Genomic DNA, 16,439 nt, shown 5'->3' on the forward strand with positions numbered 1-16,439 from the left:
TTAATCTCTGATTTCTTCCTTTTGGCGGACGCACAGGCATTAAAAGTCGAACAATGTTAACTAAAACGTCGTCATTACCAACAAGTTCACCCTGTTTAGTAGCGCAATGGTTTGCGCAAACGTTAAGCGAGGTGATGTTTAACTGATTGTAATATAAGGATAATGTTGATGAGAATCTTGAGATGGGTGTTGATTAGGTATGCAACTTAACCGAACTGTAGCATAAAAAAAATGCAAATATCAGTCTTGCGGGAAATAAATCACAGCCTATAATGCTGAAAACCGGAGCGTCTGCCAACGCTCCGGTTTTTTTGTGTCCGAAACTCAGTAAAGCGTCTGCCAACGCTTACCGAAAACGCACCGACACTCCGATTTTAAGAGAAAGGAACTGTAATCAATGCGTATCGAACAAGAACTTAAGTTAGGTTTTAAAGACGTACTCTTTCGCCCAAAGCGATCAACGCTTAAAAGCCGCTCTCAAGTTGAATTAACCCGCGAGTTTACCTTCAAGCATAGCGGCCGTCAATGGTCTGGCACTCCCGTTATTGCCGCCAACATGGATTCTGTGGGTAGTTTCGAAATGGCGAAAGCGCTCGCTGAACATGGTGTGATGACAGCGGTTCACAAACACTACACCGTAGAGCAGTGGGCAGACTTTGTTAAGTCAGCGGATCAGAACACACTAAACAATGTGTTTGTTTCAACCGGCACGTCGGATGCTGACTTTGAAAAGACCAAACAAATCATGGCACTTTCAGAGCAGTTGATCTTCATCTGTATTGATATCGCCAATGGTTACTCAGAGCATTTGGTTGAGTACATCGAAAAAGTACGTGCCGCTTTTCCAGACAAAGTGATTTCTGCCGGTAACGTCGTCACGGGTGATATGTGTGAAGAGCTGATTCTTGCAGGTGCGGACATTGTCAAAGTCGGTATCGGCCCAGGCTCAGTATGTACCACTCGCGTTAAGACAGGCGTTGGCTACCCTCAGCTTTCGGCCATCATTGAATGTGGTGATGCAGCGCACGGCTTAGGCGGAATGATCATCGGCGACGGCGGTTGTTCATGTGCGGGTGACGTAGCAAAAGCGTTCGGCGGCGGCGCTGATTTCGTGATGCTAGGCGGCATGCTGGCCGGCCATGAAGAGTCAGGCGGCGAAATTATCGAGAAAGACGGCGAAACTTTCATGAAGTTCTATGGAATGTCTTCTCAGTCTGCCATGGACAAGCACTCCGGTGGCGTAGCTAAGTACCGCGCAGCTGAAGGTAAAACCGTACTATTGCCATACCGTGGCTCTGTCCACGGCACTATCTCAGACATCCTTGGTGGTGTACGTTCAACGTGTACCTACGTAGGCGCAGCAAAGCTTAAAGAGCTAACGAAGCGTACCACTTTCATCCGTGTACAAGAGCAAGAGAACAACATATTCGGTAAAGAGTAATTCAATAACTCTTCGGAAAATACGAACTGTTAAGGGCCGCGTTTAGCGGCTCTTTTTTTGCCTCAAAATCAGTAAGTGGCGACAAAGTGGCGACACTCGCAAAAAATATTTTTGTGGCGACAGTTATAAACCCGCCAAAGGGTTTTTGGTGATCGCTTCAGAAATGTGGTCAGGGGAAAAGTGCGCATAGCGCATTGTCATGCTGATATCGGCATGGCCAAGAACATCACGCAGTACCAGAATGTTACCACCGTTCATCATAAAGTGGCTGGCGAACGTATGGCGCAGTACATGCGAAGCCTGACCCTTTGGCAACGACATCCCTAGCTTGTGCTTTAGTAGGTAACAGAAAGGGGTGTAGCACTCTTCAAACATTAAGTCGGAGCATGGCTTGTAGATCTCGTCATAAAGCGCCTTAGAGATGGGTACTGAGCGGTTCTTCTTGGTTTTAGTATTGGTATAGGTGATCTTGTACTTGCTGATCTGGCTTCCACGCAGCTTTGCCGCTTCATTCCACCGTGCACCTGTGGCTAAGCATATCTTTACTATTTTGAGCATGTCTCCACGCTGATGCTGGCCAACCAGCTCGAGCAGTAGGGGAAGCTTCGCTTTAGGAATAAAAGCCATCTCTCGTTCTGCTACTTTGAATTGCTTGAGTTCTTCTAGAGGGTGGGGGAGGTTCCATTCACCGAGTTCTTTTAGCTTACTGAATACAGCTTTAAAGCGCGCTAACTCCGAATTGAGGGTAGAAACACTTGGGGCGCCTTTTTGCCAGCGGTCATCAACAAAGTTGATTTGGCCAGCTATCCTTAAGCTGCGAAACTCAGCGTATTGCTTGGCGTTAAATAAGGAAGCGGGCGGGTTACCCATGGCTTTAACCATGTGGTTAAACTTTTGGTAGATGACTTCGCCGTTGGTGAGCGTTCGGCCGTAGTGGCTGAACCAGGTATCCACAACATCAGACAGCCGCCTATGATCGCTACTCATGCCAAGCCAGGGCTTTTGGTCCACTTCTTTCATTGTGAACTTCTCAAACCCGATAGCCTCACCCTTGGTAGCAAAGCGTCGGCGAACGCGTTTCCCATTGCGGCCATTAGGGTAGCAGTCACAAATCCAAGGTTTGGTTGAACCATCTTTTAAGTTACGGATAGACATAGAAAATATACTCATATACTGTATATACATACAGTATCATCCGTTTTGGTACATTCAATGTTTAGTTGGGATAAACTCGCACAATGTCAGATTTCCTGATGAAATCTTGCGTGTTTGAGTTTAATATTCGCACCTAGAAAAAATAAGAGCTCTATCATGAAAGCGTTATTGTCGATTAAACCAGAATTCGTAGAAAAGATTATCTCGGGCGAGAAGTTGTTCGAGTATCGCAAAGCTATCTTCAAAAGACCTGACGTGAAGTCAGTAGTAATCTATTCGACCATGCCAGAAGGTAAGATCGTTGGTGAGTTTACTATCGGGGATATCTTAGCTAAGCATCCTGAAGAGCTATGGGAAGAAACCAAATCTGCGTCTGGTATTAAGAAATCGTTCTTTGACGAGTACTTCTCAAATAGAGAAGTGGCTTACGCTATACAAATCAAAGACTTCAAAAAGTACGATAATCCGATAGATCCGTACCAAAAAGAGAGAGGCTTTAAAGCCCCTCAGTCATTTAAGTATATCGATTTGAATTCGAATCTTTGCTTAGCTTAATTTCGAATGAGTTCAGGTCGAACTTCTGAGATGTTAACTATCTGCTGGAACTGTTGGTCTGACAGTTCCAATACACCCCAATAATCGTCCCTCGATACTCCTGCTTCATCGGCAATTTTGCGTCTGATAGGTCTCTTTGGTAAGGCTGCATTGTAGGTGAACTTGATGACATAAGGGTATTTCTGGCTTCTATAGAATCCTCTTAGCTCTTTTTCGGTGAAAACGCTGTATTTCACGCATTCGCTAACAAAATGCTCTTCACTCTCATAATCACTAATCGTATGTACATCCTCAACGATACATAGTGAAGTCGCAACTGCCCTGAATTCAGCGGCACCTTGTCCATCACCAGTTCTATAGATAACGAGAACATCACCTGGTTTCATCGCAGTTACTCCATCCATACCACAAATGTAAATCTTGTGGATGCTATTTGAATGAGAAATATCCTGCACGATATTCGGAGATTCGGTAAGTAACTTAGAGTCTGGAAACAGAACAGTATGATATTTGGGATAGACGCTAAGCAGATATTTTTTACAACCCTCAGTATATATAAAAGGGTAATCTTTATTGATATCGCCAAATTGTTTGTTTAAATCTCGAAGGAGAACTAACTCGGTACCATTCTGTCCAGTCTTTGTTCCGTAACGTTCGAAGCCATAACGTTCAAACAATTCAACTAAGTACCCATGCTCATTCTCAAAGACGGTTACATAGATGTCACTAGGCTTCGACTGATGAGCTAATGCATAATCAAAAATCTTTTTTAAATACCTATCACCGCGACGTGTTCCTTTCGGATTAAATTTGAAAGTTCCCACCTTCATATGGTCAGTATCTGGAAGAAGAGGGTTGGTGTCGTCACCTGGACCAGATTCAAATTTGCAGTATAGAAACCCTTCAATAGTCCTTTCATTGCTGTATAGCACCAAGGCATGGTCATCTGCTTTTTTTTGAAACCATTCAGAGAACTCAGCGTAACCAGCTTTGAGAGAGTCGAAGAATTTGTCGTTGAGATTAATCTCAGAGAATTTTTGAATTAATAGGTTATCCATTTTTGCCACCGACGTTGCTTACTAATATGGGGCAAGTTTACTCTTTGCAATACTAAAAACAGTGATGCATATATATAAGTTGCATAAATGTTCGTTGAGTCAAATTCATTGATGTGACAAAGGTTTAAAATCTGTTCGTCAACCTAATATCAGGAATGAGACATGCCAAAGATAATTTTTGTTTCAGGAGTGCACGGAGTAGGGAAGTCGACGCTGTGCGGAAAGCTATCAGAGAAGTTTGGATGGGCGCATTATTCATGCAGCGACTTGATAAAAGAGAACTCGGATTATGTTGAGAGTTCTAAACTTGTCTCTACTGCTGATAAGAATCAGCAAGCGTTACTTATGGGGCTTAGTAAATTGACGGAAGAGGTGGTCTTGCTTGATGGACACTTTTGCCTGCTCGATAAAGATGAGCAAGTGATTGAGTTACCGTTTGAAGTTTTCGATGCGATTTCACCGTCTGCTATTTTGCTGGCAACCTGTGACGAAGAAACGATACATCAACGGTTAGAATTACGCGGTGGACATGTTTTAGCTCTTGGAAAAATAGTTGAGCTGCAACAGCATGAAGTCGAGCGGTCAAAGAGTTATTGTTACGACGTCAATTGTCAGTTAATTGAATATTGTTCCCCCAACCATCTTGGCGACTTGTTTAAGGTGTTGTCAGTTTGGAAATGAAGCCCAAATAGCCCTGTAACGTTGGGCTATTATTTACGGATTTTGATGCATTGAAACAAACTCTTTCGAGAGTTACGAGAGTTACGCGAGAGTTAATGGGGTCAGGTCTTGCCTTTTGCTTTTTGGCGAGAGTGACTTAGCCTTATCAATGAGGTCACTTTGTATCAGAAAACGTATAGACGGACGGATAAGGTGTAAGTGTCAAATAGTAGCAAAATACAAGATCTGACTCTGTTACTTTCGCGATTCGATGGCAGCAAGTGGCTCCGAGCTACCTCAATACCGGAGGGGGTTGCTTATGGTGTGTCGATTTCAACCAACAATAAAATGTACTTATTGGGAGGTGAGTTGAGTAATGGAGAGGCTCAATTCAGTTGTTACATTCTCACTTTGAAGCGCCCCTCTTAGTGGCTCTTCCATCCTACTAAACCTACAGGACTTGATCTCCGCAACTAGTATAACTCACTGATTCGCTTATACTGTTGACTAGTGTTTCATTGGACTTGAACCTTATGTCAGCTGCAGAACAATCTTCAAAAAAACTCAGTATTTATATCATCAGCGCCGTGTTTGCTATTTGGCTGTATAGTTTGTGGGCCGATCGTGTTGCGCCGATCACTAGTGATGCAAGCGTGCATACCTATTTAGTGAGAGTGGCACCAGAAGTGTCGGGCAACATTGTAGAGGTAGGCGTTAAAGACAACCAAATTGTCGAAGCAGGGGAATTGCTGTTTAGCATTGATCCGCGAAACTATGAAATAGCGCTTGCCTCAGCTCAGGCTAATTTAGCCTTGGCCGGACAAAACATCGGCTCCAACACGGCTGCGGTGGAAGTGGCTCAAGCTCGAGTAGTGGATGCACTTGCCGCAAGAAATAATGCCCGCGAGCAGGCGAATCGAACTCAAGAGTTGGCCGCGCGAGGGGTACTAAGCCAAGCTGACCTAGACAATGCGATTGAAGCAAAACAGCGTGCTCAGGCTGGTCTTGAAGCCGCTCAAGCGTCTTTGGTTCAAGCGGAGCAGAATCTTGGTCCGACGGGCAGCAGTAATCCACAGATACGTGCAGCGATGGCGAGCCTCGAGAAAGCGCAACTCGATCTACAAAAGACCAACGTTTATGCCCCTTCGCATGGTGTTATCACAAATATGCAGCTCACGTTAGGCCAAAGCGCTTCGGTTGGGTCGCCGCTAATGACCTTTATCGACCCGCGCAGTGTTTGGATTTCGGCTTTGGCACGTGAAAACTCGCTTGAGTTTGTTAAGCCCGGTCAAACGGTGAAAATTGTTTTAGATGCGTTACCGGGGCGAGTATTGAATGGCAAAGTGGAGAGCATAGGCTGGGGGACCGGCGGCACTAATGACATCGATCCTGCCACTGGTTTTTTAAATGCGGGTTCGAACTCGTTTACCCCGCAGCGCTATCCGGTGAGGATCGTGTTTGATAGTACCGATGAACTACATAACATTCGTTTTGGTTCTCAGGCAACGGTGGCCTTCTATACAGAGCAAAGCGCTCTTGGGGAGTGGTTGGCTGGAATTTGGATGCGAGTACTGAGTATCTGGACTTATGTTTCATAGCGCGGCCAATCCTATTATTCGTTTGGTGTTTGCACCCACCTTGCTGTTGTTCTACTTGTTAGCGCAAGGGAATCCGGTGCCGTTTTTAGCGCCAATGTTTGTGGTGATCTTCCTCACCATTATGCCGTCAAGACCCCCATTGTCGATGATGCTCAAGCTCATGGCGGTGATGCTTGGTGTGAGCGTAGGTGTGATTGGTTTTGGTCAAGTTCTGGTCGATTCACCGACAGGCTTTGGCCTGTTTTGCTGGCTGGTCTTGTTTTGGAGTTTCTATCGTAGCCATAAAGACCCAAAAGATATGATCGCCACCTTTGCCTTACTGTTTGTCATCATTACTTGCGTATTGAATCTGCAGTTCGGTGTTTCAATCTCCAGTCTGCCACTCGTTATGCTGGAGGTCTTTCTCACCGCTCTGCTGATCACCTATGCCAGCTTTTTGCTGTTTCCTGGTGACGAAAAAGCGATCCTGCCAGATGAGCAAGACATGGCGGGCGCGGAGCTACACCTAGGCGTGATTGGCTTTAAAGCGACGGCGCTACTGCTAGTGTTGTATGCACTGATCGGTTATGGAAGTTCACAAACCCTGTTAATTGCGATCACCATCGGCAGCATGATCAAGATCCCTGTATCGAGAGACCAACGCGTATTTCGCAATAACCGCTTAATTGCGACCACGGTGGGGATCTTGATGACGATTCCGATCATGCTGCTCAATACGGTCGGATTACCCATGTGGACTTTGCTTGGTGTGACTTGCTTTCTAGGGTTACAGCTTGCTTGTTACGCTATTCGCCGTGGGTGTCGCTTGAGTATCTATCAACTGCTGTTCACCAATTTTATCGTGTTGGTGAACCAGATTCTGTCCTACCAGGGCGATGCCCCTTTGTCTGCGGAACTAATGCGGTTGGTGTCGATTAGTTTAGCGATTGTTATTGCCACCTTGCTATTGAACCTGTTGTCTGTTGAGCCTAAAGTGATTCAATCACCCAAGTCGTGATCGCTCTGCAGTACAGTTTTGCTGGTTAATCTAAGCTAACTGTGATGGAAAACCTGCTGTGACAGCAGTAGTCTGAAAACCAGAGTCGCGCGTGTTCGCTTATATGACGCATATAAATTTAGGAGAAGCAAGGATGACGTACAACGTAAAAGGGTCGTGCCAGTGTGGTAATGTCAGTTATAGCTTAAAACAACCACCTAAAATGGTGATTGCTTGTCACTGTATTGAGTGTCAGAAACTCTCTACCGCGCCTTACAGTGTCACTGCGGTTGTCGCGAGTGAGGATATTGAGTTCAAAGGAGAACTCGCAGAGTGGCAGCGTATGGCAGAGAGTGGAAACAAGAACTACGCTAAGTTCTGCCCAGGTTGTGGCAATCGCGTTTACCATTTCAATCCTGATGACCCGTCTACGATTAAACTCAAGTTGAAGTCCGCTAGCCCTCAAGACAGACACGTGTTTGAACCTACTGTCCATGTTTGGACCAGCGAGAAACAAGATTGGGTTGAGATTCCGAAGAGTGCCAAGGTGTTTGAAAAGCAACCCTAATTTATCTAATAACAGCTCAATATGACTAGGAAGCCCATGGCTTCCTTTTTTATTGCGCGAAAACGCAGTGGAAGCGCGATAGAATTAAGAATGGTTGAATTCCATTCTAAGCAAGTTTGAGAATGGCTAGGTTCGGTTATTATAGACCCATCAAGGCGCACTAACGATAACCCAACCAGAGTTAGCTGCGACTGTCAGGACAACAATCCAAATGGATTAGTAACGAACTATTGAGGTCAAAATTATGAAAAAGTCTCTCGTTAACCTAGCTATCGCCGCTGTCGCTACTGCTGGTATCGTGTCTACTGCAAATGCGTGTACTCGTATCCTATTTGATACCAACCACGGTATCGTCAACACTCGCTCGTTTGACTGGTCTACTGAGCTAGATAATGTTGCGAACTTCCGTCCGGTCGGATTTAAAAATGCGTCTAAGCCACTCGACAACTACAAAAATGTGTTGCAGTGGGAAGCGAAATACCGCTCAATCTCATTTGTTGAAACTATCATGCTAGCTGGCGCGACCGGCCACGGTATCAACGAGCATGGCATGTCAGCTGACTTGCTTTACCAAGGCTGGTCTGAAGATGCGCTAGAGCTACACCAAGACAATGGCGTACCAGCGGTTCACATTGCAGATTCTCCAAGCTACCTACTTGAGAACTACAAAAACGCCAAAGAAGTGTATGACGCATACCAAAATGGCGAGTGGCAAGTGGGCTGGAACCAGTTAACTAATGGTCACAAACACCCATTCCACGTTTCGGTCAGCGACCCAAGTGGCGATGTGTTCCAACTTGAGCTACTGAAAGACGGTACGGCGAAGGCTTGGTTCGGCAACATCAAAACAGAAGAGGGCAAACTGCTGCGCGTTCACGGCAACGATCCGTTGGTGGATGAAGCACGCCGCATCTTGGAAACGTACGGTGACCTAAACAATCCTAAGATTGCCAAAGGGCTTCCAGCCTCGCCATCACCGATTGGCCGTTTTGTTCGCTCACAGTGGTTGGCAGAAGTCACTAACTTTGACAACTTGAACTACAACGAGTCAATGGGTAAAGCGCGCAACGCCTTCACAATGGCAGCGGTGAATGCGATGGATGCACCAGATGAAGATACGCCACTAGGTCAAGAGAGCCGTTACGGTACTTGGGTGCAGTTCACCACCAACCTAGACAGCAAAGAGATTTTGGTGGATATGCATAAGTATGGTTACCAGATGTCGTTCAACTTTGATGACACCAGCGAGTTTAAGACCGCGATGTGTGCCGACATGGTTGAGCAATCACCAAACTTCCGTACTCCGCAGTGGACTGAGTGTTCAGACCCAGTCGAGTACAAACACGGTAAGTAATACCTAGTTCGTTAGGTAGTCCTGACAAAGCCACAGTTTCGACTGTGGCTTTTGTCGTACCTGTCGCCCTGATTTCACGAAGCAAAATATAGTAGCCAAAGAGGCAGCATGATTGAACCAAAGTTAACCATTTTTGATGGTTATAGGTACACGCATCGTTACAAATAGTAGTTTGATTTGGATCAGTGCTAGCCCTGTGAGCAGTTGATGAAGAAATCGCCATTCAGCTATTGTGGCACGTCTTATTGGTAGCGATACAAACCGCGAGCGCAGTTTAGCGGGTAAGGATAAATTGAGTAGTATTATGATGCTTCGCTTATTAACTTTAAAATCGGTGTTTACACTGACAATTACCTTGTTAGTAATTGTTTTAATGACAATTTCTTCTTGGGTACAAAACAACAGTTATGACCAAATGGCTCAGGAAACCAGCCGCAATCACCTGACGACCATCACCAGCAACGTGACGCAGCACCTTAAGTGGTTTCTCAATGCGCCATTTTTGGTCAATACTAGCCTCGCTCAAAATATCGGCGAGCAATTGAGCCATCAACCGGATAATCTTGTTGAAGTTGAAAAGCTCATTCTGACCAGCTTCAAAGCATTGGAGCAGGCGGTAGAACATATCGATGTGATTGGGTTTGGTAACCACCAAGGTCAGATGGTGGGGTTTCGCCACGATGGCAACAAGGAGTACTCACTGATCCTTAAATCGAACAGGACTGACGACCAATTAGTGATCTATTCTGGTTCGAGTGTTATGACACCAGAGCTCGAACGCCAAGCGATATTTGACCCGCGTCAACGTCCTTGGTATGCGCCTGCGGCCGACAAACAGGAGCCGGTATGGACAGGCGTGTATGCCAATGCGGACGAACGACAAGATATGACGTTATCGGCGGCCAGCCCTGTTTATAGTGACGACGTGTTCTTAGGCGTACTCGTCACCGATGTCAAAACGGATACCATCCGACACTTTCTCAATGAGCAGCATGTACGGTCAGGCAGTCATTTTTTGATTTTGACCGCTGATGGTAAAGTGATCGCCGATTCGATGGGTAGTTCGGATGTCAGTAAAGCCTCTGCGATTGGCGCGGAAATTAGTAACAAACTAACTCGGATTACTCGCCAGGCAAAAGATTCCTCCTACGACTTTGCCACTGATGTCGATAACCAAACACACTATGTTCGCTTGACCCGTTACACCGATGAACATGAGATCGATTGGGTGGTGGCTGCCTTTACGTCAGAAGAGAACCTGATTGGCCAATTGCGCAATGGTCAAATGATCAACCTAGTATTGGTGACGATAGCTGCGGTGATGTTTACCATTGTCGCTGTGTTGATTGTCAGGCGAATTACCCGGCCTATCGCCAACACCGCCCAGCAAGCGCAACAAATCGCAATGGGGAACTGGCAAATAGTCAAGCCTAGTTCAAGCCCAATTAGAGAAATCAACCAACTGGTTTCTGCGTTTAATCTGATGGCCAACAACTTGTCGACCTCAATTCAATCTTTGGAACACCAAGTGGCCTATGACAAGCTAACTCAGCTCTACAGTCATGAGGGTTTATTGCGAGTTTTGGGCGAACAATCGAACAAGTACAACGCCAGTATTATGATGGTTGGTATCGACAACTATCGAGACATTTATTGCAGCCAGGGACGGAGTGGTGGCGATCAGGTTCTGAAGATAACGGCTGAGCGTTTAAAAGATGTCTTGCCCCAACAAGCGATCATTGGCCGTTTTGATAGTGACTTGTTTGCAATTTATTTGCCCGACTTCCAATCGTTAGAGACGCTAAATAATTTAAGTAGTTGGATTAGACAAGCGACAACGGCGTCGGTTTGTTATGGGCAAGAAGCGGCGCATTTGATGATTAGCATTGGTGTGGCACAGTACAATGTGACTTTGTCGAATGAGAATTGGCTGCGCAACGCCTCTATCGCTCGTGTTTGGGCAATGGCAATGCCGGAGCGTTTTAGCGTGTTTGAGCGTCAAATGGGGCTCGCGACCATTGCTTGTCAAGCGACGATTGAGCGCCTTCATCGAGCGATAGAAAATCATGAGTTTGTGCCGTTTTATCAGGGCATCGTTGCCAGTGAGGGCCAACAATTGGTCGCTGTAGAAGCACTGGCCCGTTGGATATGTCCACAGCAGGGGTTAATTCCGCCTAGTGAGTTTATTCCCATTGCCGAACAGTCCTACTTAATTGATCAAATTGGCGAGCAGATTTTGCAGCAAGCCTGCATTGATACTCAACAGGCGATCGAGCAAGGAATATGGCCTGAGGATGTTCAGGTACACGTCAACATTACCATTGACCAACTGGCTAAGCCTGATTTTGTTCATTTGGTCCGCGATGCGTTGTTTCTGGCGAAGTTGCCTGCTAGCAACTTGGCATTGGAGATCACTGAATCTAAGTTGGTAACCAGTGAAAAAGTAGTATTGGACAACATGCTGCAATTGCGCACCCTTGGGGTCGAACTGGCGATTGATGATTTTGGTACCGGTTTTTCGTCTCTCGCTTACTTGGTCAAGCTGCCGGTCAGTTGTCTCAAAATCGACCGTATGTTTGTTGAGCAGCTTAACCCAGAAAGTGCTCACAACTCGATTGTCGCCGCGGTAATCAAAATCGCCAAGAGCTTGGAACTCGACATCGTCGCTGAGGGGATTGAAACCCAAAGCCAGTTTGAGACTCTCCAGTCGCTCTGCTGTCCGAAAATACAAGGGTATTACTTTAGTAAACCAGCCTCGTTTAGTGATTGGTTAGCGCGCAGCGCTGGCCGGTTAATTCAACAACGAACAATGACTTAAAGCGTCTATCTAACCACCTAAAGTTATTGCCTCCGCTCGGGCTACCCAATCAAGGGTAGCCCTTTTTGTCATCTGGGATAAAACCTTGATGGTTAGTGTTAAAAGTATTGTCTTTGAGGTTTTATGCTTCGAAAACTAACTATTAGTGTTGCCATCCTGTTGTAAGAATTTAATTCAGAGTGATGAAAAGGTGACTGCCTTGTTGTGGTAAACTTTGTCTCAACTAGAGTCTCACATCAAAACCCTGAAATATAAGGGTTTTATTGTTGGGTAAGAGAGGCTTTTTGCTATGAGCTGGTTGAGTTTTTGTGGCTGTGTCCTGGCGGTATCCGTCGAAATCTAATCTTTCATTTATGAAAAATACCAAAAAATAATTTGAACTCGAATGGTTTTTTTGGCATTTTATATTTAACTAATCGTTCAATTAAAAAAATGAGGACGCCAAAAATGCCCAAAGTGGGGATGCCAAGTATTCGTAAACCACAGTTGGTTAATGCCACCATGTCGGTGATTGATCGTGTTGGATTGCATGCAGCGAGCATCGCTTTGATCGCTAAAGAAGCGGGGGTTTCTACAGGGATCATCAACCACTACTTTGGTGGCAAGCATGGCCTGCTGGAAGAGACAATGCGCGAGATCTTGCGTCAATTGTCACAGACGGTCACCGCCAAGCTAAAGGCGCTACCTAAAGAGGCGCACCAACAGCGCATCAATGCCATTGTTGATGGCAACTTTGTTGGCTTTCAGGCGGAAAACAAAGTGGCGAAAACTTGGCTGGCGTTTTGGTCTTATTCGGTACACGACCCAGAACTTAAGCGGTTACAGAGGGTGAATGAAAAGCGCTTGCTGTCTCACCTAAAAATTGAACTGAAAGCACTTTTCGACAACGAGCAGGCGGAAACCATTGCTAACGGAATCGCCGCACTCATCGATGGTATTTGGCTACGTGGAACGCTCAATCCACAAGGTATAGACGCTGAAAAGGCGCGACTCATTATCAACGATTACTTGGATAAGCAGCTTACGTTCTATTCACAAAAATAAGTAAAGTCAGACACATGAATATGAAATCACAATTTATTGATGGGCAGCTATGTCATGCCACATCGGATGAAAGCTTTATCACCTACAATCCCGCCACGGGCGAGGCGTTGGCGACGATTGAACAAGCCAGCCACGAAGATTTGGCTCGAACAATCGAAGCCGCCAAGAAAGGCTTTGCTGTTTGGTCTGCGATGACACCAGTCGAGCGCAGCCGAGTTTTGCTTAAAGCGGTTGCACTGCTGCGTGAGCGCAATGACGAGTTGGCCGCGCTAGAAGTGGCCGATACGGGTAAACCCATCCAAGAAGCAGTCGCAGTTGATGTCGCAACCGGCGCTGATGTCATTGAATACTACGCAGGGCTTGTTCCAGCGATGCAAGGAGAGCAGCAACCACTTGGCGAAAACCAGTTTTTCTACACCCGCCGTGAGCCTTTGGGTATCTGCGCAGGTATTGGTGCCTGGAACTATCCAATCCAGATTGCGATGTGGAAGTCGGCCCCCGCGCTGGCAGCGGGCAACGCGATGATCTTCAAACCTTCAGAAGAAACGCCTTTGACGGCGCTAAAACTGGCTGAAATCTATCGTGAAGCCGGCGTACCTGATGGCGTGTTTAATGTGCTGCAAGGTGACCACCGAGTGGGTCAAATGCTCACCGCACACCCTGAGATCGCGAAAGTATCGTTCACTGGTGAGTCGGGTACGGGTAAGCAGGTGATGGCCGATAGCGCCAAAACGCTCAAGCAGGTCACGATGGAGCTGGGTGGCAAATCACCGATGATCGTATTTGAAGATGCAAAATTGGATGACGCGGTTTCGGCGGCGATGGTGGCCAACTTCTATACCCAAGGTGAGGTGTGTACCCACGGCACTCGCGTGTTTGTGCACGAGTCGATTTATGATCAGTTTGTTGCTCAATTGAAGCAGCGCACTGAAAAACTGATTGTCGGCGAGCCTATGAACCCAGAGACACAAATCGGTGCACTGATTTCGAAACAGCATTTAGGCAAAGTGCTGGCGTCGATTGAGGAGGCGAAGCAGAGCGGCGCGACGCTATTGACTGGCGGTTACCAAGTGACTGACAAGGGTTTGGCCGAAGGTAACTTCGTCGCACCCACGGTGTTCATCGACTGTGACGATGAGATGCCTCATGTGCAAAGTGAAATCTTTGGCCCTGTGATGTCGGTGCTTAAGTTTAGTGACGAATCTGAGGTGATTGCTCGAGCCAATAACACCGACTACGGATTGGCAGCAGGGCTATTTACTCAAGATTTGAGCCGCGCTCATCGAGTGATTCATCAAATGCAAGCGGGGATTTGTTGGGTCAACACTTGGGGTGACTCACCAGCGGAAATGCCGGTTGGCGGCTACAAGCATTCAGGCATCGGCCGAGAAAACGGGCCAGAAACCTTGCGCAGCTACACCCAGACGAAAAGCGTACTTATCGAACTAGGCGGCTTCGAAAGCCCTTACGCTTAATCCAAACCTTGGAGAGACACAAATGCAACAACACTACGATTACATTATCGTCGGTGCGGGCTCGGCCGGCTGTGTTTTGGCCGACCGTTTAACCGAAAGCGGTCAGCATCAGGTGCTGCTCGTTGAAGCGGGTGGCACAGATAAAAGCATATTTATCCAAATGCCAACGGCACTCTCTTACCCAATGAATAGCGACCGTTACGCATGGCAGTTTGAAACGACTCAAGAGCAAGGGCTTGATGGTCGCCAACTTCACTGTCCGCGCGGCAAAGTGCTGGGCGGTAGCTCTTCGATCAACGGAATGGTCTACGTACGTGGTCACGCTTGTGACTTTGATGAGTGGGAGCAGCACGGTGCATCGGGCTGGAACTATCAAGCTTGTCTGCCGTACTTTAAGCGTGCGGAGTCGTGGACTGGTGGTGAAGATGATTACCGTGGCGGTGACGGCCCGCTAGGGACCTGTGCCGGCAACGACATGCAACTTAACCCCTTGTATCGTGCATTTATTGATGCAGGTGTAGAAGCGGGATACCCAGAGACTGAAGACTACAACGGTTATCAGCAAGAAGGCTTTGGCCAGATGCATATGACCGTGGATAAAGGCGTACGAGCTTCCACGTCTAACGCTTACTTAAGGCGCGCGCTAAAGCGTGACAACCTTACCCTAATTAAAGGTGTGGTGGCGCGAAAAATCATGATTCAAGACAACCGAGCGGTGGGCCTTGAGTTCGAAAAATCAGGCAAGATCCACCAGATCAGCGCCAACCAAGAGGTGATCTCTTGCGCCGGTTCTATTGGCTCGCCACAACTGTTGCAGTTGTCGGGTGTTGGTCCGAAATCGGTTCTTGAGCAAGCGGGTGTTGAAGTAAAACACGACCTACCAGGCGTTGGGCAGAATCTACAGGATCATTTAGAGGTTTACTTCCAATATCACTGTAAAGAGCCCATCAGTTTGAACAGCAAACTGGGCTTAGTTAGCAAAGCGAAAATTGGGACCGAGTGGATTTTGACGCGCAAAGGGTTAGGGGCGACCAACCACTTTGAGTCGTGTGCTTTTATTCGCTCACGTGAAGGGCTTAAGTGGCCGAACATCCAGTACCACTTCCTACCTGCAGCTATGCGCTACGATGGCCGAGCGGCATTTGATGGTCATGGTTTCCAAGTGCATGTTGGGCCAAATAAACCAGAAAGTCGCGGCAGTGTAGAAATTACCAGTGCCGATCCGCACGCCCATCCTCGCATCGAGTTCAACTACATCTCGACTGAGCAGGACAAGCAAGACTGGCGTGACTGCATCCGTTTAACCCGTGAGATTTTGCAGCAGCCGGCGTTAGATAAGTATCGAGGTGAAGAAATTCAGCCAGGCATGGATGTTCAATCCGATGCCGATATCGACACTTGGGTTAAACACAACGTTGAGAGTGCTTACCACCCATCGTGCACCTGCAAAATGGGCGCAGACAACGATCCAATGGCGGTACTCGATGAGAGGTGTCGTGTGCGTGGCATCGAAGCATTGCGTGTGGTGGATTCATCCGTATTCCCAACCATTCCTAATGGCAACCTCAATGCGCCGACGATCATGGTGGCCGAACGTGCCGCCGACATGATTTTGGGTAAACAGCTGCTCAAACAAGACTATCAACCAGTTTGGTTAGCCCCTGAGTGGCAAAACAAACAACGAATTAAAACTCCAAAAAGGGCTGTTGAAACAGCCAAGTAACTAGTCAGCAATCA

Annotated in this window: 13 protein-coding genes; 11 read left to right on the forward strand and 2 right to left on the reverse strand. The window is 46.9% G+C overall.

Annotation, left to right across the window (positions count from 1 at the left end):
- The first annotated feature begins 397 nt into the window (after positions 1 to 397).
- Positions 398 to 1,441 carry a GMP reductase gene (locus MTO69_RS18500; RefSeq protein WP_248334880.1) on the forward strand — a complete coding sequence of 348 codons (1,044 nt, stop codon included), beginning with the start codon at positions 398 to 400 and terminating at the stop codon, positions 1,439 to 1,441.
- A gap of 123 nt (positions 1,442 to 1,564) precedes the next feature.
- Here MTO69_RS18500 and MTO69_RS18505 read toward each other — a convergent pair whose 3' ends face one another.
- Positions 1,565 to 2,596 carry a phage integrase gene (locus MTO69_RS18505; RefSeq protein WP_248334881.1) on the reverse strand — a complete coding sequence of 344 codons (1,032 nt, stop codon included), beginning with the start codon at positions 2,594 to 2,596 and terminating at the stop codon, positions 1,565 to 1,567.
- Positions 2,597 to 2,752: 156 nt separating this feature from the next.
- Here MTO69_RS18505 and MTO69_RS18510 point away from each other — a divergent pair, with 156 nt between their 5' ends.
- Positions 2,753 to 3,151 (forward strand): ASCH domain-containing protein, encoded by a 399-nt coding sequence (locus MTO69_RS18510; RefSeq protein ID WP_248334882.1) that lies wholly within the window; start codon positions 2,753 to 2,755, stop codon positions 3,149 to 3,151.
- On the opposite strand, the gene MTO69_RS18515 is transcribed toward MTO69_RS18510, so the two are convergent.
- Positions 3,148 to 4,209 carry an N-acetyltransferase gene (locus MTO69_RS18515; protein WP_248334883.1) on the reverse strand — a complete coding sequence of 354 codons (1,062 nt, stop codon included), beginning with the start codon at positions 4,207 to 4,209 and terminating at the stop codon, positions 3,148 to 3,150. The two genes, MTO69_RS18510 and MTO69_RS18515, sit on opposite strands and share 4 nt — an antisense overlap.
- Positions 4,210 to 4,371: 162 nt before the next feature.
- On the opposite strand from MTO69_RS18515, the gene MTO69_RS18520 reads away from it, so the two are divergent.
- The 9 genes from MTO69_RS18520 to betA all read left to right on the forward strand — a co-directional run bounded on the left by MTO69_RS18520 (position 4,372) and on the right by betA (position 16,425).
- Positions 4,372 to 4,890 (forward strand): ATP-binding protein, encoded by a 519-nt coding sequence (locus MTO69_RS18520; protein ID WP_248334884.1) that lies wholly within the window; start codon positions 4,372 to 4,374, stop codon positions 4,888 to 4,890.
- Positions 4,891 to 5,402: 512 nt separating this feature from the next.
- Complete coding sequence (locus tag MTO69_RS18525) at positions 5,403 to 6,467, forward strand: HlyD family secretion protein (RefSeq protein WP_248334885.1); 1,065 nt, start codon at positions 5,403 to 5,405, stop codon at positions 6,465 to 6,467.
- Complete coding sequence (locus tag MTO69_RS18530) at positions 6,457 to 7,464, forward strand: DUF2955 domain-containing protein (protein ID WP_248334886.1); 1,008 nt, start codon at positions 6,457 to 6,459, stop codon at positions 7,462 to 7,464. The genes MTO69_RS18525 and MTO69_RS18530 overlap by 11 nt, the downstream gene beginning before the upstream one ends.
- Before the next feature lie 133 nt (positions 7,465 to 7,597).
- On the forward strand, positions 7,598 to 8,011 hold the full coding sequence (locus tag MTO69_RS18535) for a GFA family protein (protein ID WP_248334887.1): 414 nt from the start codon (positions 7,598 to 7,600) through the stop codon (positions 8,009 to 8,011).
- Between the two features lie 244 nt (positions 8,012 to 8,255).
- Complete coding sequence (locus MTO69_RS18540; protein WP_248334888.1) at positions 8,256 to 9,365, forward strand: linear amide C-N hydrolase; 1,110 nt, start codon at positions 8,256 to 8,258, stop codon at positions 9,363 to 9,365.
- Between the two features lie 373 nt (positions 9,366 to 9,738).
- Complete coding sequence (locus tag MTO69_RS18545; protein WP_248334889.1) at positions 9,739 to 12,183, forward strand: EAL domain-containing protein; 2,445 nt, start codon at positions 9,739 to 9,741, stop codon at positions 12,181 to 12,183.
- 447 nt (positions 12,184 to 12,630) lie between these two features.
- Positions 12,631 to 13,227 carry a transcriptional regulator BetI gene (gene betI / locus MTO69_RS18550; RefSeq protein WP_248334890.1) on the forward strand — a complete coding sequence of 199 codons (597 nt, stop codon included), beginning with the start codon at positions 12,631 to 12,633 and terminating at the stop codon, positions 13,225 to 13,227.
- A 14-nt stretch (positions 13,228 to 13,241) separates the two neighbouring features.
- Positions 13,242 to 14,702 carry a betaine-aldehyde dehydrogenase gene (betB, locus tag MTO69_RS18555; RefSeq protein WP_248334891.1) on the forward strand — a complete coding sequence of 487 codons (1,461 nt, stop codon included), beginning with the start codon at positions 13,242 to 13,244 and terminating at the stop codon, positions 14,700 to 14,702.
- Between the two features lie 22 nt (positions 14,703 to 14,724).
- Positions 14,725 to 16,425 (forward strand): choline dehydrogenase, encoded by a 1,701-nt coding sequence (gene betA / locus MTO69_RS18560; RefSeq protein WP_248334892.1) that lies wholly within the window; start codon positions 14,725 to 14,727, stop codon positions 16,423 to 16,425.
- The last annotated feature ends 14 nt before the right edge of the window (positions 16,426 to 16,439 follow it).

Source organism: Vibrio sinaloensis, from assembly GCF_023195835.1.
Taxonomy (GTDB): Bacteria; Pseudomonadota; Gammaproteobacteria; order Enterobacterales; family Vibrionaceae; genus Vibrio; species Vibrio sinaloensis_C.

Excerpts from the sequence above, each read along its gene's own strand:
- betB (WP_248334891.1), top strand. The coding sequence starts at position 13,242 with ATGAATATGAAATCACAATTTATTGATGGGCAGCTATGTCATGCCACA.
- MTO69_RS18510 (WP_248334882.1), top strand. The coding sequence starts at position 2,753 with ATGAAAGCGTTATTGTCGATTAAACCAGAATTCGTAGAAAAGATTATC.
- MTO69_RS18520 (WP_248334884.1), top strand. The coding sequence starts at position 4,372 with ATGCCAAAGATAATTTTTGTTTCAGGAGTGCACGGAGTAGGGAAGTCG.
- MTO69_RS18545 (WP_248334889.1), top strand. The coding sequence starts at position 9,739 with ATGACAATTTCTTCTTGGGTACAAAACAACAGTTATGACCAAATGGCT.
- MTO69_RS18530 (WP_248334886.1), top strand. The coding sequence starts at position 6,457 with ATGTTTCATAGCGCGGCCAATCCTATTATTCGTTTGGTGTTTGCACCC.
- betI (WP_248334890.1), top strand. The coding sequence starts at position 12,631 with ATGCCCAAAGTGGGGATGCCAAGTATTCGTAAACCACAGTTGGTTAAT.
- betA (WP_248334892.1), top strand. The coding sequence starts at position 14,725 with ATGCAACAACACTACGATTACATTATCGTCGGTGCGGGCTCGGCCGGC.
- MTO69_RS18505 (WP_248334881.1), bottom strand. The coding sequence starts at position 2,596 with ATGTCTATCCGTAACTTAAAAGATGGTTCAACCAAACCTTGGATTTGT.
- MTO69_RS18500 (WP_248334880.1), top strand. The coding sequence starts at position 398 with ATGCGTATCGAACAAGAACTTAAGTTAGGTTTTAAAGACGTACTCTTT.
- MTO69_RS18535 (WP_248334887.1), top strand. The coding sequence starts at position 7,598 with ATGACGTACAACGTAAAAGGGTCGTGCCAGTGTGGTAATGTCAGTTAT.
- MTO69_RS18515 (WP_248334883.1), bottom strand. The coding sequence starts at position 4,209 with ATGGATAACCTATTAATTCAAAAATTCTCTGAGATTAATCTCAACGAC.
- MTO69_RS18540 (WP_248334888.1), top strand. The coding sequence starts at position 8,256 with ATGAAAAAGTCTCTCGTTAACCTAGCTATCGCCGCTGTCGCTACTGCT.
- MTO69_RS18525 (WP_248334885.1), top strand. The coding sequence starts at position 5,403 with ATGTCAGCTGCAGAACAATCTTCAAAAAAACTCAGTATTTATATCATC.